Source organism: Psychroserpens sp. (genome assembly GCF_036960315.1).
GTDB lineage: Bacteria > Bacteroidota > Bacteroidia > Flavobacteriales > Flavobacteriaceae > Psychroserpens.
In genome coordinates, this window is sequence record NZ_JBALVR010000010.1 from 57,294 (window position 1) to 81,864 (window position 24,571).

The window sequence follows — 24,571 nt, forward strand, 5'->3', positions numbered from 1 at the left end:
AATAAACGACGATAGGAGCGTAGTGTAAACCGAAAATTTGAGGTTAGGCGACAGCCAAGCTCATATGAAGTTCACGATGTCATAAAACAATAGAAGTAGAGGAGAAATGAGTGTGGAATGAATTTCATACTCATTTTCATTTGGATTAAACACGATTAAATTTTAGTGCTTATTTAGCAAATCTAAATCAAGCTCATTAAAATTATGTGCTGCCTTAACTAAAAGGGTAGACCCAATAGATTCGAATAAGTTATTTGTTTTTAGAACAAATTCGGCTTGTTTTTCAGTGTTGTAGTCTGGAATACCAACAATGGTAAGGTTTGTTGCTTTTGATTCTTCTTCAATGATATTATAGAACGTTTTTTGTTCCACAGCATTATTGATAATTTTTATGTCCACATTGACGCGTAAATCTTCAACAAGTTTTGAAATTTTAGATTCAATAATAGAGACATCTACATTATTATTATTTACAAAAAGCACTCTAATAGTTGTGTCATGCCATCTTGGAGAAGCAATGATGAAACGTGCAATATTAAGCATCATTTCAGCATTTTTACTATCTGTTTCTCGCCACCAAAAGTCAACAGAACTATAATTTCCAAATTTTGATACTCTATCAAAATCCAGATACAATAAATTATAATCTAGATGTAACAAGGTTTGTGTCATGTTAGAATATTCTTTAGAATTCTCTAAACCTTTTGGCCATCCCATCATAATCGTATTCGGTTCAACACCAGAAAAACCAAAGGTTGATGCAATATTTGTAATACCACTATAAATATTATCTACTTTTATTTGCCTAGCAAAGATTCCGAGTTCTTGAAACATGTCATCTCTAACGACCTGATCAATTTTTTTTAATGGTGGCTTGTTATTTTCTTTATCTAAAATAAGCTTGAAATTGGTGACAATTCCTGTACGACCAGAAATCGTTTTACACAACTCTAATAAATACGTTTGATGATCACTTTTACCACTAAACAGAATAATATTAGGATTCCAATTCGAGTTTTCGTCTACTTGAGCATCAATTTTTTTCAGTCCTTTATTAACGACGTTTTCCCAAACACTTTTCCAAACATCGTTAGACTGCAATTTTACTTCTTTGCGTTGTAGCCCAAAATACATCGCACTAATAACAGCCAAAGCAGCTATCATTGCCATCATATCTAATTTAAACATAACAACAAAACAGGCAATAAATCCAAGTAAACCAATCCATCGTTTTACTTTAAATTTAGGCTGAAAGTCAGGATTCGCCCAACTTTCAAGGAAAAACGAAATATTTATAAAACCGTAAGCTGTTAAATAAAACATAGAAACCACACGAGCAATAATGTCTAATTCCCCTATGAGAATACCAACTTCAGCAATAATAAAAGCAAGAAATAAAGCATTGACAGGTTCGTTATTTGCGCCTTTTCCTTTGCTAAAAAATGTTGGTGTTACTTTATCCATAGACATGGCTTGCAAAATTCTAGGACCTCCAAGAATACCACCTAAAGCTGAAGATAATGTTGCTCCCCAAATCCCAGCCACAACAGCAGGAGCAAAGAGTGCGATTTTCATTAAGATATTATAATCTGTTTTTAGTACTTCAGAATCAATGGTATACGCCATAAAAACAGCAAGTGCAAGATAGACTACAAGACCAACTCCAATAGCGTATAAAGTACCACTAGGAATAGATTTTTTTGGATCTTCCAAATCACCACTCATGGCAATTCCGGCAGTAAATCCGGTAACAGCAGGGAAAAATACGGCAAATACAATTTCTAAAGGCACCCCATTTTCAGCTTTAAATAAATTGACTGTTGTTGGAACAGATTCTGAAGAACCTAAAAATATAGAAATCAATGAAACAACAATTGCTGCTAGAATAATAAACTCAGTTTTAAGCGCCACCGAAGTACTTATAAGGGCCAAAGTGGTAAGTGCGAAAAGTGCAATAGTTCCTGTGAGTCTTAAATCATTGATTGTGGTTCCAAATCCAAAATAGGCATTAAAACTTTCGGCAAAACCAATTAAATATAAGGCGATTGAAAACGCTGTTCCTATAAATAAGGCAATACCAATGGAACCTCCAATAGGAATCCCCATACTTCTGGATAATACATAATAAATGCCACCAGCACCAATTTTCTTGTCTGTGGCAACAGACGATACACTTAAACCTGTAGTAACCGCAATACCATGCGCAATAATGATAATAACAATAGCTCCAATTAAGCCAGCATTACCAACAACCCAACCTAAACGCATATACATTATAACCCCAAGAATGGTTAAAATAGAAGGCGTAAAGACACCAGCGAAGGTTCCAAATTTCTTTTTTTGTGGCATTAATAAAATTTCATCTTTTGAAGAAAATACTAGTGAGTGAATATAACTATTCTTTTTATTATATAATGACTGTATGTATATTGAAATATAAAGTACTCTGTAATCTGCTTATAAATCGTTACAAAGCAATGTTATAGAATGTGAAATAACTCAAAGAGCTCTTAAACGGATATTCCTTAAGAGTTATACTAAATATTCTGTTGTCAGTGATTAGGTTTTTGGAGTTTTGATAAATAATCTGATTGTATTCAATTGATTAGAATCGCGTATTTCATAATTTATGGACGATTGTACAGTATATTGAAATTATGAGATCTTATGAATACAGGATAACTAGAGGAGATGCCAAATAATTCTATTTTACATAATATAAATTATAGTACATTTTATAACAATTAGCGAAATAGCGCTTTTGAGCGGTATTTGACATAATTGCAGATATAATGGCTTTAGACTTATATCGATAGTAATTATGTCAAGCTAATTGTGGCTTAGTTAGTATGTAGCTATAATTTGACGTTATGTAAAATTACTCACAGCGTTTATATTTCAATAAAGATGTGTTCGTGATTACAAATCATAGATTTGTAGTTGCCGCTGCCAAGAACTCGTCCCGATGAAAAATCGAGATATCCATCGCTTGCCAACGAACGCCAAAATAAAAGCTAACCTTTTTACTGTTATTGAAAATTTTACGTATTTGAATAATTGTGCATCATATTTTTTTCTACGCGATTCTCGTCAATTTGCCATAAGAGCTTAAATTTTAACAAATCGACTTTAGGAGATTCACGAACTCCATTAAAGTTTTATGAAATAATTAAACACGTGAGTAAAGTAAAATTCTAAGCACTTATTATATTTTGAACGTTCAGTTAAACATTATATAGGAAATGTATTTTTATACAAGTATTTTCCGTTAGCAATTTTTTCTACATGTTTCAAAGGTCCTTTTTTAATGTCTACCGACCAAAATTTATCATTAGGCTGAACGTAAATTAGAATAAACAAATCATATATATCATTAGGCTTAATTTTCGTTTTGGTAATTTCTAATTCTTTAAAGAACAGATTTAAAACACCTTCAAACAATTCTATTTGTGACCAATCAAAATTATCTGAAAGGTACATTCCTGTTTGAGATTTTACTAAGAAAGAAATAAAATCTCTATTAATGGTTTTAGTATCTAACTTATCAGAGCTTTTATTAGTATTTTTTCTGATTTTTTCCGATTCTTCATTAATCAAATTACATAAATCAATAAAAACTTTTTCACGGCTATTCTTATAAAATTTAAAATTAGTTTCGTTTATTTCAAGTCCGTTTGCAATAGCCTTCGTTAAATGTAATATATCTATATGTTTTTCTAGAAAATTATATTCAAATCCATCTATATCCATTTTCTTTAAATATATAATTGGTGGGTCATATATTTTCATAGCAGACATTTGCATCATTCGTTGGATAACGATTCTTGATTTGCCGATATGACTTAATATTAAGTTAGATTTTGCTATTTCATCTATATTAATGAATGATAATGTTAAAGGTGAATTTAAAGATGATAATTCAGTTTCTTCAATTTCTTTTTCCATTAAACCTCTCCAAATATTAGTATCACATATAGTTTTCATTCGAATCAGTTTTAATATTGCCTACTTTCCTTTTCTGATAGTTCTATTTGAGCTTTATTAAGCTCTGAATTCATAAAATTCAATGTGTTTTCATTGACAGCATTCATAGATTACAAGATACATTTTTAATATTTTCTTATCTTTTTTTCTTGTTAAAAAAAGAAACAAAAAAAACAAGTTAGGTATTATCAATATTGATACTCAATCAATATCTCAATAGTATATAATTTTGGAAACAATTACGGTTCGTTATGCTATATTTTAGACTATTTCGCGTTAAGAAAATGTACAGTGTACATTTTTAGCTAAATACTATTTGAAACAATCATTTAGTAAAGTGTTGTATCCAATTACAATCATCCACAGGATAATTGCATTTGTATAGCCTAAAATATACACGCTCATTTCTCCTATTGTTTTAACCAAAATTTTATGAGGCCAAGTTTATCATCGAAATTCTATTTTACATAATATATTCTAATCCAATCCGCTCTGCCCTAATAAATCTTTATATAAATCTCCTATACCTGTAGATCCTGGAACATACTTCTCTTTATTGAAATCACTTTCTTCCAACGTGATTTTATCAAAAATTGTTTTAAACTCTTCTTTTGTTATAACATCTCCAATTCTATCAAAACTTAAATATGCATTTTTAAAAAACCTCATTAATGCAATGAATCCCGTAGATTTATTCAAAATCATATTAGCTTGTATGACTCTCCAAGCATTTGGCCATTTCTCATCAACTACATAAAAATAATTATATATGATTTGTGCTATTTCAATATCTTTTACATCATTAATAAATATATTTCTCAAAAATAATTTTTGTAATTCTTTACCTTCAACTAAATCCAATTTATTCGAAGGATTATCTTTATTTCTTTTATAAAAATCCCTATCGGATTGAGGGTCAGAAGATATATATTTTAATAAATTTTTTGCAAATGTATCTTGAGTAATAGTCTCTGTTTCTTTTCTGTTTGCAGTACCAAGAATTTTAATTTTTCTAAAAAATGGGCTTTCCTCCTTCTGACTTAAGGCGCGTGCTATATTATGTACAGTCTTTTGAGGACTTCTATCTTTTGCAAAGGCAAATAGATCCTGTACATGCGAATTACTTACGTTTTTTTGTTCTTTATTAATGGTAGCGAAAACAATAGCTTGATCTTCAATATCCATATCAATATATATAGAAACAATGACTTGAAATTTTTCATCATCTTTCTTATAATGCTTCAATCCAGCAATTCTGTGTTGTCCATCAAGCACTTTTGCTACATCATCTTTGTACTTTATTGTCATCATTTGTTTTTCTTCATCATATTCGGCATCTTTAGATGAAACAGAAAGAATAATACTATTTGGGAATGTTGCATCAACAAGGTTGACATATTTACCAATATCTTTTTCCCTTTTAGTGTTAAGCTGACGTTGAATTCCTATGTAATCTTCAACTTCTCTATTGTCCTGACCTAATTCAAGTCTTCTAACATCAGCATAAGAGATAAAATATAAGTCTTCATGATCCATTACTCCTATATATACAGTACCTATTGGTTGTTGAGCTTCAAGGCACTTGAACTCTATTGGTGGCATATTTATTACTTCCATTATTTTAATCCTTTCATTATTGTTTCTTGTTCTTCGCCTCTGGCTTCTACTACATCTGGTGATTTTCTATTCGATATCAACTGTGAGTGAAAGAAAATTGGTATTGCAAGCAGTATTGCTAAAATAGATGCCCATTTTATAAATCCATTCACTTGAGGTGAAGCGCTTAATAAGGCATATAAAATTGAGACTATTACAATTAAAAAAAGTGAGAAAATACTAAAAAACGAACTTAAATCTGTTGCTTTCAATTTATTGTTATGATATATTAAATAAGAAGATGATATTAGCGAAACGCTGTACAAATAAAACTCTCCATTTGAATAAAACCTACTCCAATCTGTCCACTTTCCAATGGAAATAATATATAATAACCCAATCCAAAATGGTAATAGATTAAAAAAGAGACTAAAGGCCGTATTTAAAAACGATAGCTTTTGAAAATCTTTTATTTTAACCCATTTCTTCTGATACCATTTCTTTTTTTTAACTTCTTCTTCCATACTATTTATTACAATTTGTAAATATATACTCTGAATATTTTCCTCTTTTAGCGTTTATTCCACCTATCAAGCTTGCCCTCTTAAGCTTTGAAATTTTATCTCCTTTATCAAATATTTCTTTCACTTTAAAATGCGCTGCATTTGTAAGAATATAATACGCACCTTTATCTTTTATTTGATCTATCATTTCTGACAGTTCGTATTGATTTTTCTCTGAAAAAAGTTTTTGGTTGTATTTAAAAAAACCGTTGTGATTATGTGTAATCGTATATGGAGGATCTAAAAACACAAGATCCTCTTCTTTCACATTATTAATAGTTTTTGAAAAATCATCTTTAGACATATCAGTATTAGCAAGACATTTACTAACTAAACGTAAATTGTCTGGCTCAAAAAAGTCTTTTTTTCTGTATCCAAAAGGCACATTATATTCTCCTTTCAAATTAACTCGATAAATTCCGTTAAAAGAAGTTTGATTTAAGAAAATAAAGCGAGCAGCTTTCCTTGATTCCTTTCTGTATTTTTTAGAACGAACATCATAATAACAAGATTCAGTATTATTGAATTTTTTCAACTCTTGAATCACACTTTCAACATCATCTTTAATGGATTGATATGTATCAATTAATTCACTATTTAAATCGTTTAAATAGGATTTTTTTTGAGGATTCAAATTAAAAAAAATAGCTCCTCCTCCTAAAAATGGTTCATGATAGTTATTAAACCCTTTTTTGGGTAAAAACTTATCCAAATCCTTTAATAGCCATTTTTTACCACCAGCCCATCTTAAGAATGGCTTGACATCTTTTATTATTGGGTTTTTATTTATAATTGTTTGTTCAGGCATAAAATATTATTGAACCAAATATAATAATAATGCAAAGTAATGGCGTAGCAATACACCATTAATCACAACAGATTTTTGCAAATAATTAATAATTATAAAAGGGAGAGTTTAAATATAGTAAATTTTGTAGGAATATATTTGAGGAAAAACCGCAAATATTTGAAAATTAATTAATTTATAACCATTCCACACACATTACGCTTCCCTCCTACGTCGTCGCATAAAAAGTGTTCCATTAACATTGTAGAAGAAACTTTTGAGAATAAATTTCTTGAAGAATCTGTAGTAACAACTTTCGCTTTTAGCAAAGCTCAAGTTATCCCGACCCATGTTCGGGACAGGCAATAACGCAATGACATTATAGTACATTTTATAACAATTAGCGAAATAGCGCTTTTGAGCGGTATTTGACATAATCATAGATATAACAACACGCCAGTGTTCTATATCGTTAATAATTATGTTTAAAGATATTACGGCTATTAAGTTTTTGAAGTTGTATCCAAGCCAAATCATCCACTGGATAATTTGATCTTGAATAGCCTATTGCTTTACCAAAATTTTATGAGGTCAAACATGAGTTGCATATTTTTTGTAACTTAATGGTTTAGATTCATATAGGGATTTATGAAAGATAAAGATTGGGAAAATTGGCTTACAGGTAGAGAAGGAACTTTATATGGTGATATGAAGCGAGAAACCATGAAGGATACTAACCCTCCAATTAAGACAAATTTCCCAAAGATAAGAACAACTACTGTTAATACTAATAGCGTTAATAATAGTTCTTCCTATACCACACGAACCAAAGAGGATACACATTTTGGTCAAGAAGACTTTATTGCCAATATTATATTCTTTGGGATTCTAGGAATTATTACTTATGCGTGGTTTTCTAATCCCGAAATTAGTTTAGAATGGTACTGGTATTTTGGAGTAAGTATTGTAATTTCATATGTAGTTGTTTGGCTTCTTAAAAACCCTTTTCGAATTTTGTTAACTTTGATGAGATTAGCTATTAAATTTATACTTTATATAGTTGTAATAGGTATAGTTATTAGTTTGCTGTTTTATTTTTTCAGTAAATAAGTTAAATTTTTACTATGCATTAAAATTAAATATTATGGCATTAATAAACTGTTCAGAATGTGGATCAGAAGTATCTGATCAATCTGATTCTTGCATAAAATGTGGGAACCCCTTTTCAAATGAAATTATTAATAAGGAATACAAGGTGAATGATGAAACATTAAAGGATGTTGCATCATCTATTGCAAACGGAAATAGTAAAAGAAAAATAATAAAAAATCTTAATAAGAAAGGTTTTACTGATGTTGATACTTTAAAAATGATTGAACATCTTAAAACTACAACTAAAGGAAGAAAAATATTATCTGTCAAATATAGAAACAGAATTATTATCGGTTTCATTATGGCTTTAATTGGATCCCTTATTTTTGTTGCAATAGAAGACGGTGAAACTAGTGCAAGCCCATTTATTCCAAGTGTCCTTTTATTTTTAGGTCTTTGGTATTTTATACGTGGAATAGTAGGCTTTATAAGGTGTAAAATATAAAATTGAAGGATTTAATTGTAAATAGAATTTAAGAAGTATTTCCTAGTCTGTTTTTATTAATTTATAATAAACATTTCATGAATTATGGCCTTAATTAACTGTCCTGATTGCAAAAAAGAAGTTTCTTCCAAAGCTTCTAGCTGCTTGCATTGTGGGTTTCCTATTCAAGAAGCCATAAATAAATGTCCCGAGTGTGAAGTTGAAATTTTATTAGATGCAGAAACTTGTTTACAATGTGGTTTTCCATTAATGACTGTTTCGATTAAAACAGATAACCGATATATTACTGAAGAACTTAAAGAATTTATAAATGAGGATAATAATCCAATAACAACAAAAGAAGATAATCTTGAAGGGATAGAAGGATGGCTTTATTTTATTGGTTTTATTGTTGTAGTCTTTCCGTTGGTTCTTATTTTTAAAGCACTTCCTACGTATTTTAGTATGTTTACTGATGGAACATGGGACGCAATTACTACGCCAGGTTTTAAATCATATAACCCGCTTTGGGGGCCTCTAATTTATATTGAAATATTGATAAATATTGGTTTATTATTCGCTTGTATATTAGTTGTATATCAGTTTTTTTTAAAGAAAAAAACATTTCCAAAATGGTTTATAGGTATTCTACTCTTTAGATTAGTATTTAACTTTGTTGATGAGTTGGCTGTTATTACAATTATACCCGAAAAAACAATAGATGCTTCTCAGCATATTTATTTTCTTATAGGCATGAGTCTAATTATTTGGTATATCCTTGTCTCTGAAAGGGTTAAAGCAACATTTGTAAACTAAATACACCATGTAACAATAATCATTTAAATACTTCATGAAATATTAGAATTTCAGAAATTTAATTCTGAAAATTTTCCATTTATCCAAATACCTTCTTTTGTTAACTGCTTATATTTATTAAACTGTTTGCCTTTACCATGTTGAAGTCCATTCTTCCAATTACCAACAAAATAATCTCCACTTTCCCATGTATATATTCCAAATCCATCTCTTTTAAAGTTAACTAAATCACCTTCATAAGTACTACCAATACTATTACCTATATAATTTATTTTTCCAGAAACAAATTCACCATTTTCTAGAACCCCTTCTATTTTTTTACCATCTGCATAATACATTATTCCCCTCCCATGTCCAACATCAAACCGAAAATCACCAACATACTTGTCTAAACCTACACCTCCTGTACCTTTTCCATGGCGTTTACCATCTTTGTAATCACCAACATATTCCTCTCCATCGGAGTGTATTCCTGCTCCTACACCATTTGCTGTATTATTAGTAATTTCACCAGTATATTTAAAATAACCACGTTTTTTAGAATGTAAATAAAGTTCTCCTTCATATTTATCCATTGGATGCTCAATTGTTTTTTTACCATTAACAATAAGAGTTTCTCCATCCATTTTAATAGAATATACAAACGTGTTTTTAGTTAGTTCTTTTATTTTTATTGTGTCTATTTCAAGAACCTTTCCAGTCAGGATATCACCTAATTCAGTGTCTTCATATTCCTCGATGATTGCTTGAGAATTAGAATCAATTGGATTAGTAGAAATGCTTTGTGGTGTTATTATAAGTTCTCCATTAATTATTTTCCATATTCCTGATTCAATAAAAGAAATATTTACTTTAATATCTGGGCTTGAAAATCTAAATTCACCCCTAGATTCATAACTTTTATTACTCTGGTAAGATGTCAAATCAATAAAAGTCGCAGAAAAATCTTCCTCATTTATATTAAACATCTCGTTTGATTTCCATTCTCCAACAATATTTTTAATATATTCAGGATCATTTTTACTTGGGTCTGAACTAAAAATGAATATTAATAATAAGATAACTGAAAATATTATAGCAGGCCATTTAAATTTTTGAAAATTTGATTTATTAGAAACTCCTACTGGAGTAGCTTGCGGAACAATTAATTGAAGATTGAACCCGCAATTTACACATTGCTTCGCTTTGTCGGAAATTTTCGTACTGCATTCAGGGCAGTCTATTAAGGCCATATCTTATAATCGTTAGTTATTATCCAATTAAATATCATTAGTTTTAATAAAACGTATAATAATCTAATAGTTTGGATTATTAAATATAGCAAAAAAAATATAAATCTAATCAACTCATTTTCAACCCCTTTATGGCAATGATAATTATTGTTTTAAGAGTTCGTGAATGCTGCGCATGTCTCGTGGATTGCCACAAGAGTATAAATTTTATGAAATCGAGTTTTTAGGAGATTCACGAACTCCTTTAAAGTTTTTGCAAATAATAAAATATGAGAGTAAAAATAAATTTCTATACACTTGTTATATTTAATCCTTTAATAATTTGTATCCATTATTTTAAACTATACATTTTTATAAAATTTACTTTTTTGGTTTTGGAGGATCTTTAACAACAGGAAATACTTCGTACTTAAGTTTCATACTTCGACAAACTTGCGGATTAGCATCAGATATGTAATCGATAATTTGAATTTTCGCTACATTACCTTCGACTGTTTTAATAAAGAATACGTGACCTTTTCTAGGGACGTTACTTTTGTGGTCATAATACAGATCAAAATTTTTCGATTTTTTGTGCTTTTTAGAAACGAATTTTGCATCTCGAATTTTTCTATACTTAATGTTTTCAAAATTTATGACACCTTGATCTGACCATGATACGCCCTTTGAGGCTCGTAAGGATTCATTACCTTGGGGCCAGCACCCAAAAAAGATATCTGTAGTTTTATTTGAAAACCCAGTTGTTGTATGTCCACTTTCCAGATCAAATGGAGCACTACCTAAAAGAGTAACGTTTTGAACTCCTAGAGATAGAGATTCTGGTGAAAAATTCTCCCAATCAGTCAATTGTTTTTGGTGGTTTTTATTCTCTTTCGTTTTAACAGAATCATTATACTCCAAAAGAGCAACTATTCCACCACCAGCAGCTAATATTGAAATGAAAATACCGATAAACCAGTTTAATCTGCTTCCTTTCTTTTTATTATTTGACATAATTTTATCCGTTTTCAGTTAGTCCCTATCAATTTATTTTTAAACCAAAGGTTCATGAATTCCATATTAATTAATAAATATGACATGAGTAAATAAAAACATCCTCAGGATCTTCTTATTTAAAAAGTATGTAAAATAGAATTATTCAGGATGAACATACGACACTTACATCAACCTTTTAAAACATTCATAAACCTAGAAACCCTTTCATAACTCAACTCATTTTTCCAAAACCCTTGTTCTTTAAAATGAGAACCTACAATCATAGCACTACATAGTGGGAAATAATCCTTAACATTATCTATAGTAATACCAGATCCTACCAATACAGGAATTTCTATCTGGTCTTTTAATACTTTTAACTCGTCAATTGATGCTGCCATTCCAGTATGATTTCCAGTAATGATTACGCCATCACTTAAAAAAAATTGAGCAGCCTTAGCAGTATCTAATACAGAAATATCGTGAGTAATTGCATGAGAACTATGCTTCTTTTTAATATCTGTAAATATAGCAATGCTATCTGCATCAATCTGCTTTCTATAACGTAGTAATTCACCTGCTTGTGCTTCTATAATACCTTCGTCCGCTGTATGAGCAAACACAAAACCTTCTGCTCTAATAAAATCTATACTAGAGGATTTTGCAACAGCCAATGCCTCTTTATTTGCGCCAGCAAGGATTTGAATTCCAACTGGCAGATTGGTATCTTGTTTTATTAAATACGCAATTAAGGTCATTAATGTACTAACCTCATGTCCTACTCCTACTTTTAAATATGGAACATCGTGCATGTTTTCTATCATAATAGCATCAATTCCTGCTTTTTTATAGATTTTTGCTTCCTTAAGAGCCTCTTCTATAATATAAGAACTATTAAAAGTATACATAGGGGTTCCTGGTAATGCTTTAAGATGAATCATTCCTATAATAGACTTATCTTGTTTAAATATTGATTTAAATTTATCCATACGCTTTGCTTGATGTTATAAAATTACTTAACTTTAAAAGGAATTCATTTAATCCATAATTAAGATGTCTGATAACCCAAAAATTACAGTTATAGGCGCTTCTAATATAGATTTAATTGGTTTTTCTAAAGATAAACTAATCTATCAAGATTCTAATATAGGATCATTAGAAACTATCATTGGAGGAGTTGGTAGAAACATTGCAGAAAACTTAAAACGCCTAGACTTTGATGTTGAACTGCTCACCGTTTTTGCCGATGACGAGTTTTCAAAAACCATTAAAAATTCCTGTGCTCAATTAGGGATTTCAACCGATTATAGTTTAACAATTAAAGGCAGCAAAACATCATTATTTATAGCTATTATGGATCGTTATAATGATTTAGCACTAGGGCTTTCTGCAATGGATATTTATAATGAAATTCCAGATTCATTTATAACAGATAATCTAGATCTTATTGCACAGAATGACTATTGCATTTTAGAAACTAATTTACCTGTTTCAATTTTAGAATTAGTAACCGAAAAACTTCCAAATGTTCGTTTTGCTTTAGAAGCTGTTTCCGCAAAAAAAGCACTAAAAGCTAAATCTATTTTAGATAGGTTATATATATTAAAATGTAATTCTATTGAAGCAGAATTACTCAGCGGTATTAAAGTAGAATACGAAAATGATTATGAAAAACTAATTGAGCATTTTTTAAAATTAGGTGTTAAAAAAGTATTTATAACCTTAGGAAAAGATGGTGTTGCTTATGGTGATGAAAACGAGGTTTTTATATCTAAAAACAAGATTATTACACCTGTAAATACTAATGGCGCTGGAGATGCTTTTATGGCTGGTTTATTATATGCTGAAGCAAAAGGCTTCGATTTATATGATATGGTAAAATTTGGTTCTGGTTGTGCGCAAATTACAATTCAACATAAAAATGCAGTGCATCCCGAAATTTGTGAAGAAATGGTACTAAAAACCATAGCATGATTAGTAAACACTTAGACATACTTCCAGAAGTTAAATATGCATTAAATAATAATTTACCAGTAGTCGCTTTAGAATCTACCATTATTTCGCACGGAATGCCGTACCCTCAAAATAAGGAAACCGCTTTACAAGTAGAAAAGATCGTTAGAAATCAAGGTGCTATTCCTGCTACTATTGCTATAATTAATGGGAAACTAAAAGTTGGTTTAACAACTAATGAAATAGACTATTTAGCCAAATCTGGGACTAATATTGTTAAAGCAAGCCGAAGAGATATTCCTTATTTGTTATCTCAAAAAATTGATGGAGCTACAACTGTTGCTTCTACTATGATTGCTGCAAACCTTGCAGGAATAAAAGTATTTGCAACTGGAGGAATTGGTGGTGTGCATCGTGGAGCATCAGAGTCTTTCGATATTTCTGCAGATTTACAAGAACTCTCAAATACCAATGTGGCTGTAGTCTGTGCTGGGATAAAAGCCATTCTAGATTTAGAATTAACTTTAGAATACCTTGAAACTTTTGGTGTTCCTGTTTTGGGATATAAAACAGAAGAATTGCCAGCCTTTTATTCAAGGAAAAGTGGTTTTAATGTTAATTATAAGTTAGATACACCTCAGGAGATTGCTCAACTTTTAAAATCAAAATGGGATCTTAATATTAAAGGTGGTGTTATTATTGCTAATCCTATTCCTAAAGACAAGGAGTTGGATTTTGAAATTATGAATGATGCCATCTCTATAGCATTGCAGGAAGAAAAAACATTAGGTATTAAAGGTAAAAACAGTACACCGTTTTTATTACAAAAAGTTAAAGAACTTACAGATGGTCTTAGCTTAGATGCTAATATAGAATTGGTATATAATAATGCTAAGTTGGCCGCTTTAATCGCAAAAGCATATTATAGTAAATAGAAAAAAGCCAATCACAATGTGATGCGCTTTTATAACTTAGATTAGGCGATATATTTAGATAACTTTTACGTTTAATCCTTTTTCGCCTTCTATAAAATCAAATTCTACATTATCGCCTTCGCGAATTATGTCTACCGATTTTCCATATTTTAATCATTTTATTGAGCTACATCCAGAAGCATTTTATCCAATGCGTTTCTATCAAACCATTTACCCTTTAGCATTACCCCTTCTATAGTCTTAGTATTACTTATGTCCTCTAGAGGATTTTTATTAAGTAATACCATATTGGCATTTTTACCTTCCGAAATAGTACCTTCTATAGCCATTGTGTTTAAGTATCTTGCAGCAGAAACCGTGCTAGCTCTTAAAGCTTCATATGGCGTTAAGCCTGTTTCGGTCAATAACCGTAGTTCTTCGTGAAGTGAAAATCCAACAATCACCATCCCAAATGTGTCACTTCCGGTCAGAAATGGAACTCCATGGTCTGATAAAATTCGGGTAAACTTGTTCATCCAGGTTAAGTAATCTCCAAAAAGTACCGGAGCCAGAACCCCATCAAATTCACGCTGTCTTAATTTTCTATATGGATTTTTTTCTGTCAACCACTCAGGTCTTTCTGCAGGTGTAAGATACTTTACCAACGGACTCTTTTGTTGAGATGCAAATTTTTCGTCATTCAAAACTTGATTGACATAGTCAAAGGTAACCAAGGTTGGAGCTATATAAATACCACTTATTTTAACTTGCTCTGCTGCCCTATTTAGCTCAGCTATATCATTATTCAAATACGAATAATTTTCATCTCCATTATTGATATAAATAAATTCTTCAACGTGTTCAATAGATTTCATTCGTAATGAATATTCTAATGGTAGTTTCCGCTGGGCATGACCAATTATGTCAATGCCATTTATTTGGGCTTCTTCTAATAATTTTAAATAAATATCTTTCGGTAGATTATCCGCAATTTTTAAATAATCATATCCTTTTTCTTTATGTAGTGCAACAGCCTCAATAACCTTTTCAATGGTTTGAAGATCATCTAACTTCATGTAAGGTCCAGTAGTATAATAATTTGGACCCATAATTTCACCTGAAGCAATTTTGTTTTTTACAGCAACGTGATCAATTTTATGCCAACGATATGCTGCCATATTTCGGGCGGTAGTAATGCCATTGGCTATCAATAATTTAAATTCGGATTCTATAGCACGTTCCTCATTACGATAATGATAGTGCATTTCTGATAATCCAGGGATTAAATATTTACCGGAACCATCAACAGTTAAAGTTGCCTTATATGGAGTCTCTTTAGATTGAGGTGAGATGCTAACAATCTTACCATCCATAACCACTACACGTTGATTTTTTAGTACAATCTCTTCGTGCATTGGAATAACATTGACATTCTCAATAATAGTCACATTTGCATTTTTTATATTTAGCCATGAGTTTCTTAAACTTTGCTGTGACGTGCTTGGTTCTTCAACTGATTTTAAAGCGTTTTCTTCCAAAATAAGTCCCACTTTGTCAAAGTATTCTTGGTAAGATATTGGAAGCGTTCCTTCGATATGTGTTTTTAAAAAAGCACCAACCGATGGGTACGTCATTGAAGTAATTTCATCAATTAATAAATCATCTTGAAAAGGATTGTCTTTGCCATATTTTTCTGAAAGTTCTTTCATTAATGACAGCATACTTCTTTGACCATCACTTTCTTCCCGCATCAAAATATCAATGCACATAGCTACTAAAGCCCCTTTTTGGTATACGTTTGGATAGTTTGTACTATAAGGCTTATCAAGTATTTTTTCACTCATTACTGTAAAACTCATTTGGTCGTCATAGCCTTTTGAATCTTTGACTTTTTCCAAAAGAATACTATAAAATGCTTCTGAACTTATAAGGTTTCGATCTACTTGAAATAATCTGGCAAAGTATTCGGTGACCCCTTCATACATCCACAAGTGTTTAGAAAATGTGGGCTGATCGTAATCGAAATAATGTACATCTTGTGAGTGTACATTAAGAGGTGTTACAATATGGAAAAACTCATGGGCGACCATATCAAACATGACTCTATCTAGTTTTTCTTTAGTCCAAGTTTCAGGCATTACTACCATGGTTGATGTGTGGTGTTCTAAAGCCCCATAACCTCTAGGAGAGGTTTCTTGGTTGTTGGATAAGTATAGGTAGATATCGTATCTGTCAGTAGTATTAAAATCACCGAGATAAGTCATTTGGGCTTGCATCATTTTAACCATCGTCTCTTTAATATCTTTGACCGTATATTTCTTACTTTGGGAATAAACGCTTAAAACAATTTTAATCCCGTCTACCTCAAATTCTTCAATATCCAGATTGCCATACATCATCGGGTTATCTGTAATATCAAAATAACGCTTGGCAACATAACTATTCACTATTTCTGTACCATTATCGCTTAATTTTGAGTCAACCATCTCAAGAGCAGAGGAATGCTTGAAATTACTTGGAGCTGTTATACTTAAGTGATATTCGTTGGTTTTTAGCGTATCAAAATACCCTATAAAGCCATGTAGGTTTAGTACATAATTTTCTAGCTCGATGTTCGTGCCAGATGGGGATAGCGGCACATCAAAATCACTTGTGTTTTCTATATCGTAGGTGTCATTTACCAAATATGTAATACGATCTAAGTTCTTTGCATTGCTGATCGCCCAAGAATTAATATCCAGTTTTGACACCTGCATTTCTTTACCTTCATAATCGAATGCCTTAAAATCTTCCACATAACGCCCAAAGTCACTCACAGAATAGGTGCCTTGCACAATTCTTGGCAACCTATAAGTTACTGTTTCTGTAGTAATTCTGCCTGGGTTTATTACAACTGGCATTTTATCGTCAACAACCTTTGTTAAATCTAATGATGTCATTATTGGAGAATCTACGGCTAGTGGTAATGCAGCCCTTGGGGATGCACACCCCACTATTATAAGTGCAATGACAGATAAACCAATGATTGTTTTAAATATGTTGCCCATGGAATTGAGAGTTTTTATTATTGATAATGATTGTTGTAATTTTTTCATGTTTTGTTTAATTTATGACACGTACTTAATATTTATATTAAGTAATTTCATTGACTTTAGTTAAGAAATAAACTTCTAAAGAATAACACCAAATTTGATTATTAAGAAGGTTGTAGAACAACGTGTATGGTTAAATACTAGTTTCGTGCGTACTCGGTAAAACCATGCGGATTTTATTATGGGTCATTTTCCTTTTGCTTATTTATTTGGGTAACAAACGCAACTAACCCTACACAAACTGTAAGCAGACATTTCGTCAACCTAACAAAGACATAGCAAGATTAATAGAATCAGATGTTTCTTTTTTATTGGGACGAGTTTTGGAAACTACTCGAATACCACTATATAATGTATAAAAAAGAGTAGCAAGGGACTTTAAATCTTGCGTAGTATTTAATTGACCATTTTCTTGACCTTTTTTAAGATAATTATAGAACACCTTCTCAAAATCTCGTTTATTTTTTTCTAAAATTTTTAAAAGACTTTCATCATTTGGAATAAGTTCTGTTGTCGTATTTACAACAAAACAACCTTTGTTATCTTTATCAAGCACATCTTCTTGAATAGCAGTATCAAAAAGTTCTGTAAATCCAATCTTTACATTTGGTCGATTTTCAAAAAAAAGGATTACTCCTTCCAGATTTGTCTTACGATAAAGTTCAAAAGACTTTTTATAAAGTTGGTCTTTACCACCAAAAGTATCATAAAGACTTGCTCTATTGATCCCCAAATGATTAACCAAATCTTGAACAGAAGTAGCTGAATAGCCTTGTTTCCAAAACAAATTCATTGCTTTGGTCAAGACTTCATTTTCATCAAATAATTTTACTCTTGGCATAATTAAACATTATAATACAAAGATAACACATTCAGAACAAATGTTCCAATATCCTTTAGTTTCCTACCTAGATCGAAGATCAATTTTTATTTATTTACAAGTTCAATTAATTTTAAAGCCTGATGTTTTGCATTGCGTTTTAACACGTTTTCACCTTCATCATCTTGAAACATTGCACTATGTAGTACCAATGGTTTTAACACGTCCATTTCTAAAGAATCTCCAAGTTTCAATAAAGGCAATAACAATTCTTCCATTGTAAATTTGTTATATCCATTTGATTGATAAGAATCAGACGGCCCACCTGTAGTTGTAGATAATAAAAAAGTTTTCTCTTTCAATCCACCTTTATTTGGACCATAAACTAATGGTGTAGTAATACTATCAATCCACATTTTTAAAATCGCAGGAACGCCATACCAATGAAACGGAAATTGCAGAACAATCACATCTGCATCTAATAGATTATTAATCTCTTTATTTGCATCAATTCTATAGTCTGAATAAGTACTCATTAGTTTACTTATTTTGATGTTATTTTCTTTCTCTAAAACATCAACAATCGTTTTATTGGCTGTTGAATTAGCTATATCAGGATGTCCTGAAATTACTATTATGTTTTTCATTATATTCTATTTTGATTGAAAAATAATGCTTCATACATATAGCTGTATAAAGCATTATTAATTTTTGATTGACTTAATTTGTTACTGAATCCATAGTGAATATTTGCTTATAATAATTCCAATATTTAACTATTAGAAAAATATGCAATACTAAAATAAGGATTGCTAAAGGTAAATTAGCTAACAATACAAATGCATGAAACAAGAATATATGCAGTGAAATTGGTGCTAAAATCGCTAATGCTAAAGGCACAAACCTTCCACTTATTAACGCAATTCCAATGAGTACTTCAAGTCCTCTTAATAATGGCCAAAAATAACCAACCTTAGTAAGACCCATCATATAATCTAACGCTACTCCATCCATTGGAGGATGCGGAATAACTGGAAAGAAATGATTTAATCCAAAAATAAGGAAAGGTAATCCTAATAATACTCTTGCTATAATTAGTGCTATTTTCATGTTTATGATTTTTATTTATTATTGTTTTTATCCTAATAATGGATTAATGTTAATTCCACCATCTATATTGTACTCACTACCCGTAATGAATGAAGCATCATCAGAGGCTAAAAACGAAACAAGTTTTGCTATATCTTCTGGTTGACCAAATCTTTTTAGTGGAATACGGTTTTGCAAAGCTTCTGCAAATCCGTTTAGTTGTTCTTCTTCCATTCCTGTTTTACCATAAATTGGTGTTGAAACTGGACCTGGATTTACAGAATTGACACGAATTTTTCTCGGAGCCAATTCTGTTGCAGCAGTTCGAGTATAGGAATTTAAAGCCGCTTTAGATGCAGCATAAACTGCTGTATTAGGCATTCCTGTATAAGCATTTATAGACGATAAGTTTATAATTGATGCACCATCATTTAATATTGGGAGAAACTTTTCAGTTGTGAAAAAGGCACCTTTAAAATTAATTCCTATTTGATGATCAAACATGTCTTCACTTATTTGTCCGATCGGAGCAGCTTGAAAAATTCCTGCATTTACGAATAAGATGTCAACGTTGCCAAAATCTGTTTTTACTTGTTCAACCAAATCTTCTATTGCTGAAATGCTCTCAACATCTGCAACAATTCCTTTAACATCAAGTTCTTGAGCTGCTAATTGAACTCTGTCTGAATTTCTTCCTGTGATGACAACAGTTGCACCTTGACTTTTTAATTCTTTGGCAGTTGCATAACCAATGCCGCTATTACCACCAGTAACCACCGCAATTTTTCCATTTAATTTATTCATTTGTTTTGTTTTTTTATTTATTAAAAAATATTGGAACGTTCGTTCCGAATGCAAACATACGAATAACAGAATGATTATTCCAAATAAAAATCTAGTTTTTTTTGAAAAAATAAAGGTGTGCTACAATTTTGCCTAATAAATTGATAGGATTATTACTAATCAGCCATACCTGATATCCACAAACATTACCACTTCGGGCAAAGAGTATTTACACGCACCTCCCTTACTTGACAAATAGGAGCTCGTGAATCTTGTATGAGTTTGGCTATCACCCAATCTCATTCTCCGATTTATTCGCTAGGTTTTTATTGTTTTAGAGGAGCTCATGAACCTCCTTCGTCGGATTCATTAACTTTAGTAAATAAACTTTTGAAAATAAATTTTTTCAAGAAACTGTGGTATGCCAAAGCGCCAGCTGGCCCATTGACTACGTCTAATCTTCGATTTCACTAAAAAGGTCTACTCCCAGCTGCATCATCTGGCCCATCATTTAAAAGGTAAATCATTACCTTTCTCATTCTGTCCTCTATACGTTCTGTCCTATTTAGGTTTGAGATTCTCAATAATCTGCGCATCCACCCAAAAAATGTTAGCTATTCCTTCTCCTTCTTCCAAATCTATTGTGTGAAAGAAGAAATATTTCCCGTCAGAGGTGACACTACCAAATGCATCCTCACGTTCAGTGTTTATTCCTTCCCCCATATTAATAGCGGGTCCCCACGAACCATCTTCATAATGAAAACTGATATATAAATCCGAAGCGCCATATCCACCCTCTCGTTCACTATCCCAAATAATGTAACTTTCATCTGGTGCAATGAAGGGATGACTTGTCCATTTCCCTGTGTTGATTTCTTCGCCGAATTCTATCGGTTCTTCACGCATACCATCAACTACCTTGGAATACCGAATGGTGCCGATTTCGTCTCGTTCATCAAAAACATAGGTGCCAGCCGCTGAAGCTGTAAGGCGCATAATTGGAAATTTATCGAATAGTGGTCCTAAACTTTTGTTTTCTGACCATCCTAAAGCTGTTAGCTCTCTATATTCGTTCCCGAGGTGCATCGTATTGCCATCTGTGGATATAAAGACTTCACCAGAGCGAGGCTCCGCGGATGATTCATGCCAAATACCATTTTTATATTGAATGACATGCGTTTTAGGCACTTCACCTTTTACCTGTCTGGTAAAATAGAATTCTTTCATTCCTGGCGCAAAAACACCTTCAATTTCCAAGTTTTCTGTTGAAACAATGTCAGGTGCAAACAACTCAGATGTTAAACCAGGTGGCTTTTGCCCAAGATATGGGTTTTCTATAATTGGTGAATCGCTATCTTTTGAGTTCTGTTTTTTAGTATTACAGGCATTTAAAAATAGAGTCAATACAAGTGTCAAAATAAAATATGTCTGTTTCATTGTTTACTTATTTGTGTGTGCAATTTATAATTCTAACCCGCCAGTTGGCTCGTTCACTAAAAAGGTCTACGAGACCTTTTAAATACGTTCCGCCCTATTTAGGCCTGAGATTCTCAATAATCTGCGCATCCACCCAGAATATATCCACATCCGGAAGTGTGTCCTCATTTCCGGGACTTATAATTCTATTAAAGAAAATAAATTTTCCGTCTGGTGTCACGCTCGCTGCAGCGTCCCAGGCATCTGTGTTTATTTTGTCGCCCAGGTTAATAGCGTCACCCCATGAACCATCGGTCGCTCGAAAACTAATATAGATATCAGAATCACCATATCCACCTTCTCTTTTAGCATCCCATATCAAATAGGATTCATCGGGAGCAATAAAGGGATGGTTTAGTTGAGTTCCTGTATTAATTTCCTTGCTTAATAATTTTGACGTTTCATATTTTCCATCTATCAATCGTGAATAACGAATAGGAAAGTCTTCTTTATTTTCATCGTAAGTATCAAAATAATAGGTGCCATTAGCAGAAGCCGTAAGTCGCATGATGAGGATGTCTTTGAAAGGTAAGCCAAGGTTTTTTCTATCTGACCAGCCAGCCTCGGTGCGTTCCTTATACCGCCTACCCAAATGCATGGTCTTACCATCAGGAGAGATAAAGGGTTGTCCCACTCTGGGCGATATAACTGAATCGTGCCATCGATTATTTTTATTTTGAATAACAACAAATTCTTGTTTTTTATTATCCTCATCGCCTTTGATAAAATAAAACTCTTTCATGTCGGGTGTGAAGACACCTCCATATTCATAGCGCTCTGTAGAAACAAGTCCAGGTGCAAATGGAATAGGCGTCATTCCTGGTGGCTTCTGCCCTAGATATGGGTTTTCTATAGTTGGGACATCATTCCCTTTTGTCTGATTTTTAGAATTACATGCTTGTAAAGAAAGGATCCCTACAAGTATTAATATAGTATATGCTTTTTTCATTGTTTACTTATTTGTGTTGTCAATTTATAATGCCAACCCGCCAGCTGGCTCATTCTCTAAAAAGGTCTACAAGACCTTTATTAAACGCTCTGCCCTATTTAGGCCTGAGGTTCTCAATAATTTGAGCATCTACCCAAAATATATCAGCTTTATTATTTCCGTAAGACCTATTAAAGAAGAAGTATTTACCATCTGGAGTTATACTCCCATATGCATCTTCAAATTCTGAGTTTATTTTATCTCCTAAATTAATTGAAGGTCCCCAGGAACCATCTTTCTCACGAAAAGAAATGTACAAGTCAGCGCCTCCAGATCCACTTTCTCTTTGATCATCCCAGATTATATAGGATTCATCAGGAGCAATATAAGGGTGTGCATTCCAATTTCCAACATCAACGTTTAAGGTTTTCGGTTGTTCATATACGCCATTTATTAATCGGGAATAACGAAGTGGACCAGTTTCACTTGCCTCATCGAAATAATACGTGCCATTAGATGAAGCGGTAAGTCGCATAATACGGAAGCTATTAAAAGGATCTCCAAGGCTTTTCTTTTCAGACCAACCTGTAGTAGTTCGTTCTCGATATTTTTTCCCCAAGTGCATCGTCTTACCATCAAGTGAAATAAAAGGTTCTCCAGCTTTGGTTTCTACCAGTGATTCAGTCCATTTGTTATCTATATATTTAACAACAACCAAGGTGTTGCTTTTATAGTCCCCTCCTCTTCTACGAAAATAGAATTCCTTTAAGTCTGGTGAAAAGGCACAACCTGCCTCTCTAAATTCAGTATTGATAATATCAGGTGCAAACAATTCAGGGAGTAAACCTGGTGGCTTTTGTCCGAGATAGGTATCTACTGTACTTGTTGCAACTAACTCTTTTGTTTTCTGTTTTTTAGAAGTACACCCTTGTAAAGAAAGGATCCCTACAAGTATTAATATTAAATATGCTTTTTTCATTATTCAGACTTCTTAAAATAGGTTGTTTTTAACTTACTGATAATTTCAGTGCTTGCCCAATAAAAGTTTGGAATTCCTCCTTCTTCGTTATATCTACTAAAGAATAAATATTTACCATCAGGAGTGATACTAGGACATGTTTCACCGAAATTAGAATTTACTTCTTTTCCAAGGTTAATTGGTTTTGACCATGTGTCGTCTTTCTTCTTAAAATAGACATATATATCGCTTTTTCTTTGAGCATCTTCTTTGTTTCGAGCATTTACAACTAAATAATCTTGAGATGGAGAGATAAAACCGTGAAAACCAAATTCAATTCCAAGTTCTTTAACTTCGGGGAATTTGCCATTTTTATTAGGTGCATAGTACATTTTTCGTTTTGACACATTTGTATAAAAAAGGTCTCCGTTTTTCGCTTGGTTCGAATAAAAAACGAAATCTTCATTTACAGGAGAATCAAGTTGTATTGCATTACTCCAGGAATTCTCAAGACGGTTTACATACCAAGTTTTAATTGATTCTTTATGGTGAGGCAATGTAAATTCGTCATGGGCTGTAAAATAAATTTTATCACCAGTAGGATTCACAAACGGATGCATTTCTCCAACTTTTTCCCCTTTTGTGAAATTTGCTTTTTGGGGAGTTGTCCATTTTTTTCCTTCCAGTTTTGAAAAATAGATGCTTGGGTCTTCGTCTTTATTATTCGCTGAAAAATATACTTCATTTAAATTAGGAGAAAACGAGATTCCATGCTCAGATCTTCCATTGATTGAAATAACTCCAGGCGCAAAAATTTTTGGAATTAAACCCGGTGGTTTTTGTCCGAGATAAGCGGCTTGTATAGTCGTTGAATCATTGTCGTTTGCTTTCTGATTTTTAGTATTGCAAGCATTTAAAAATAGCGCGAATACAAGTATGAAAATAAAATTCGCTTTTTTCATTCTTTTTAGTTTTTATCCTTTTCGGTTCCTAATTGAGCATTTAAGATTTAAATAGACAATAAATATC

The 24,571-nt window shown here is 32.0% G+C and carries 22 protein-coding genes; 5 read left to right on the forward strand and 17 right to left on the reverse strand.

What is annotated here, in order from left to right:
* Positions 1 to 162: 162 nt before the first annotated feature.
* The 5 genes from V7719_RS15220 to V7719_RS15240 form a co-directional block, all read right to left on the reverse strand.
* Positions 163 to 2,349, reverse strand: coding sequence for an amino acid permease (locus V7719_RS15220; protein WP_335730795.1), 2,187 nt, complete (start codon positions 2,347 to 2,349; stop codon positions 163 to 165).
* An 882-nt stretch (positions 2,350 to 3,231) separates the two neighbouring features.
* Positions 3,232 to 3,984, reverse strand: a complete 753-nt coding sequence (locus V7719_RS15225) for a hypothetical protein (RefSeq protein WP_335730796.1) — start codon at positions 3,982 to 3,984, stop codon at positions 3,232 to 3,234.
* 477 nt (positions 3,985 to 4,461) lie between these two features.
* Positions 4,462 to 5,601, reverse strand: a complete 1,140-nt coding sequence (locus V7719_RS15230) for a DGQHR domain-containing protein (RefSeq protein WP_335730797.1) — start codon at positions 5,599 to 5,601, stop codon at positions 4,462 to 4,464.
* Positions 5,601 to 6,104, reverse strand: a complete 504-nt coding sequence (locus V7719_RS15235) for a hypothetical protein (protein ID WP_335730798.1) — start codon at positions 6,102 to 6,104, stop codon at positions 5,601 to 5,603. Before V7719_RS15235 ends, V7719_RS15230 begins: the two co-directional genes overlap by 1 nt.
* A 1-nt stretch (position 6,105) precedes the next feature.
* Positions 6,106 to 6,951: a DNA adenine methylase gene (locus V7719_RS15240; protein ID WP_335730799.1), complete on the reverse strand. Its 846-nt coding sequence runs from the start codon at positions 6,949 to 6,951 to the stop codon at positions 6,106 to 6,108.
* A 627-nt stretch (positions 6,952 to 7,578) separates the two neighbouring features.
* Between V7719_RS15240 and V7719_RS15245 the strand changes: the two genes are divergently transcribed.
* The 3 genes from V7719_RS15245 (at position 7,579) to V7719_RS15255 (ending at position 9,322) form a co-directional block, all read left to right on the forward strand.
* Positions 7,579 to 8,040, forward strand: a complete 462-nt coding sequence (locus tag V7719_RS15245) for a hypothetical protein (RefSeq protein WP_335730800.1) — start codon at positions 7,579 to 7,581, stop codon at positions 8,038 to 8,040.
* 34 nt (positions 8,041 to 8,074) lie between these two features.
* Positions 8,075 to 8,527 (forward strand): hypothetical protein, encoded by a 453-nt coding sequence (locus V7719_RS15250; RefSeq protein ID WP_335730801.1) that lies wholly within the window; start codon positions 8,075 to 8,077, stop codon positions 8,525 to 8,527.
* Positions 8,528 to 8,611: 84 nt separating this feature from the next.
* Positions 8,612 to 9,322: a DUF2569 family protein gene (locus V7719_RS15255; RefSeq protein WP_335730802.1), complete on the forward strand. Its 711-nt coding sequence runs from the start codon at positions 8,612 to 8,614 to the stop codon at positions 9,320 to 9,322.
* 50 nt (positions 9,323 to 9,372) lie between these two features.
* On the opposite strand, the gene V7719_RS15260 is transcribed toward V7719_RS15255, so the two are convergent.
* The 3 genes from V7719_RS15260 to V7719_RS15270 form a co-directional block, all read right to left on the reverse strand.
* Positions 9,373 to 10,554 (reverse strand): hypothetical protein, encoded by a 1,182-nt coding sequence (locus V7719_RS15260; RefSeq protein ID WP_335730803.1) that lies wholly within the window; start codon positions 10,552 to 10,554, stop codon positions 9,373 to 9,375.
* 360 nt (positions 10,555 to 10,914) lie between these two features.
* Complete coding sequence (locus V7719_RS15265) at positions 10,915 to 11,565, reverse strand: HmuY family protein (RefSeq protein WP_442969096.1); 651 nt, start codon at positions 11,563 to 11,565, stop codon at positions 10,915 to 10,917.
* A gap of 152 nt (positions 11,566 to 11,717) precedes the next feature.
* The gene (locus V7719_RS15270; RefSeq protein WP_335730805.1) at positions 11,718 to 12,518 is read right to left on the reverse strand and encodes a BtpA/SgcQ family protein; all 801 of its coding nucleotides are present in this window, start codon (positions 12,516 to 12,518) and stop codon (positions 11,718 to 11,720) included.
* A gap of 64 nt (positions 12,519 to 12,582) precedes the next feature.
* On the opposite strand from V7719_RS15270, the gene V7719_RS15275 reads away from it, so the two are divergent.
* Together V7719_RS15275 and V7719_RS15280 are read left to right on the forward strand one after the other, a co-directional pair.
* A complete protein-coding gene (locus V7719_RS15275) occupies positions 12,583 to 13,503 on the forward strand; it encodes a carbohydrate kinase family protein (protein WP_335730806.1) in 921 nt (306 codons plus the stop codon).
* The gene (locus V7719_RS15280) at positions 13,500 to 14,417 is read left to right on the forward strand and encodes a pseudouridine-5'-phosphate glycosidase (protein WP_335730807.1); all 918 of its coding nucleotides are present in this window, start codon (positions 13,500 to 13,502) and stop codon (positions 14,415 to 14,417) included. The genes V7719_RS15275 and V7719_RS15280 overlap by 4 nt, the downstream gene beginning before the upstream one ends.
* A gap of 158 nt (positions 14,418 to 14,575) precedes the next feature.
* Here the strand turns inward: V7719_RS15280 and V7719_RS15285 are convergent, their stop codons facing one another.
* From V7719_RS15285 to V7719_RS15325, 9 genes are all read right to left on the reverse strand, one after another.
* Positions 14,576 to 17,491: a M61 family metallopeptidase gene (locus V7719_RS15285; RefSeq protein ID WP_335730808.1), complete on the reverse strand. Its 2,916-nt coding sequence runs from the start codon at positions 17,489 to 17,491 to the stop codon at positions 14,576 to 14,578.
* A gap of 256 nt (positions 17,492 to 17,747) precedes the next feature.
* Positions 17,748 to 18,329 carry a TetR/AcrR family transcriptional regulator gene (locus tag V7719_RS15290; RefSeq protein ID WP_335730809.1) on the reverse strand — a complete coding sequence of 194 codons (582 nt, stop codon included), beginning with the start codon at positions 18,327 to 18,329 and terminating at the stop codon, positions 17,748 to 17,750.
* 86 nt (positions 18,330 to 18,415) lie between these two features.
* Positions 18,416 to 18,955 (reverse strand): NAD(P)H-dependent oxidoreductase, encoded by a 540-nt coding sequence (locus tag V7719_RS15295; protein ID WP_335730810.1) that lies wholly within the window; start codon positions 18,953 to 18,955, stop codon positions 18,416 to 18,418.
* 73 nt (positions 18,956 to 19,028) lie between these two features.
* The gene (locus tag V7719_RS15300) at positions 19,029 to 19,418 is read right to left on the reverse strand and encodes a DoxX family membrane protein (protein ID WP_335730811.1); all 390 of its coding nucleotides are present in this window, start codon (positions 19,416 to 19,418) and stop codon (positions 19,029 to 19,031) included.
* A gap of 27 nt (positions 19,419 to 19,445) precedes the next feature.
* Entirely contained in the window at positions 19,446 to 20,201 is a 756-nt protein-coding gene (locus V7719_RS15305; protein WP_335730812.1) for a glucose 1-dehydrogenase, read from the reverse strand.
* Between the two features lie 540 nt (positions 20,202 to 20,741).
* A complete protein-coding gene (locus V7719_RS15310; protein WP_335730813.1) occupies positions 20,742 to 21,617 on the reverse strand; it encodes a hypothetical protein in 876 nt (291 codons plus the stop codon).
* Positions 21,618 to 21,711: 94 nt separating this feature from the next.
* Positions 21,712 to 22,473 carry a hypothetical protein gene (locus V7719_RS15315; RefSeq protein ID WP_335730814.1) on the reverse strand — a complete coding sequence of 254 codons (762 nt, stop codon included), beginning with the start codon at positions 22,471 to 22,473 and terminating at the stop codon, positions 21,712 to 21,714.
* A gap of 226 nt (positions 22,474 to 22,699) precedes the next feature.
* Positions 22,700 to 23,563, reverse strand: coding sequence for a hypothetical protein (locus V7719_RS15320; RefSeq protein WP_335730815.1), 864 nt, complete (start codon positions 23,561 to 23,563; stop codon positions 22,700 to 22,702).
* Positions 23,563 to 24,504 carry a hypothetical protein gene (locus V7719_RS15325; protein WP_335730816.1) on the reverse strand — a complete coding sequence of 314 codons (942 nt, stop codon included), beginning with the start codon at positions 24,502 to 24,504 and terminating at the stop codon, positions 23,563 to 23,565. The genes V7719_RS15320 and V7719_RS15325 overlap by 1 nt, the downstream gene beginning before the upstream one ends.
* Positions 24,505 to 24,571 lie beyond the last annotated feature (67 nt).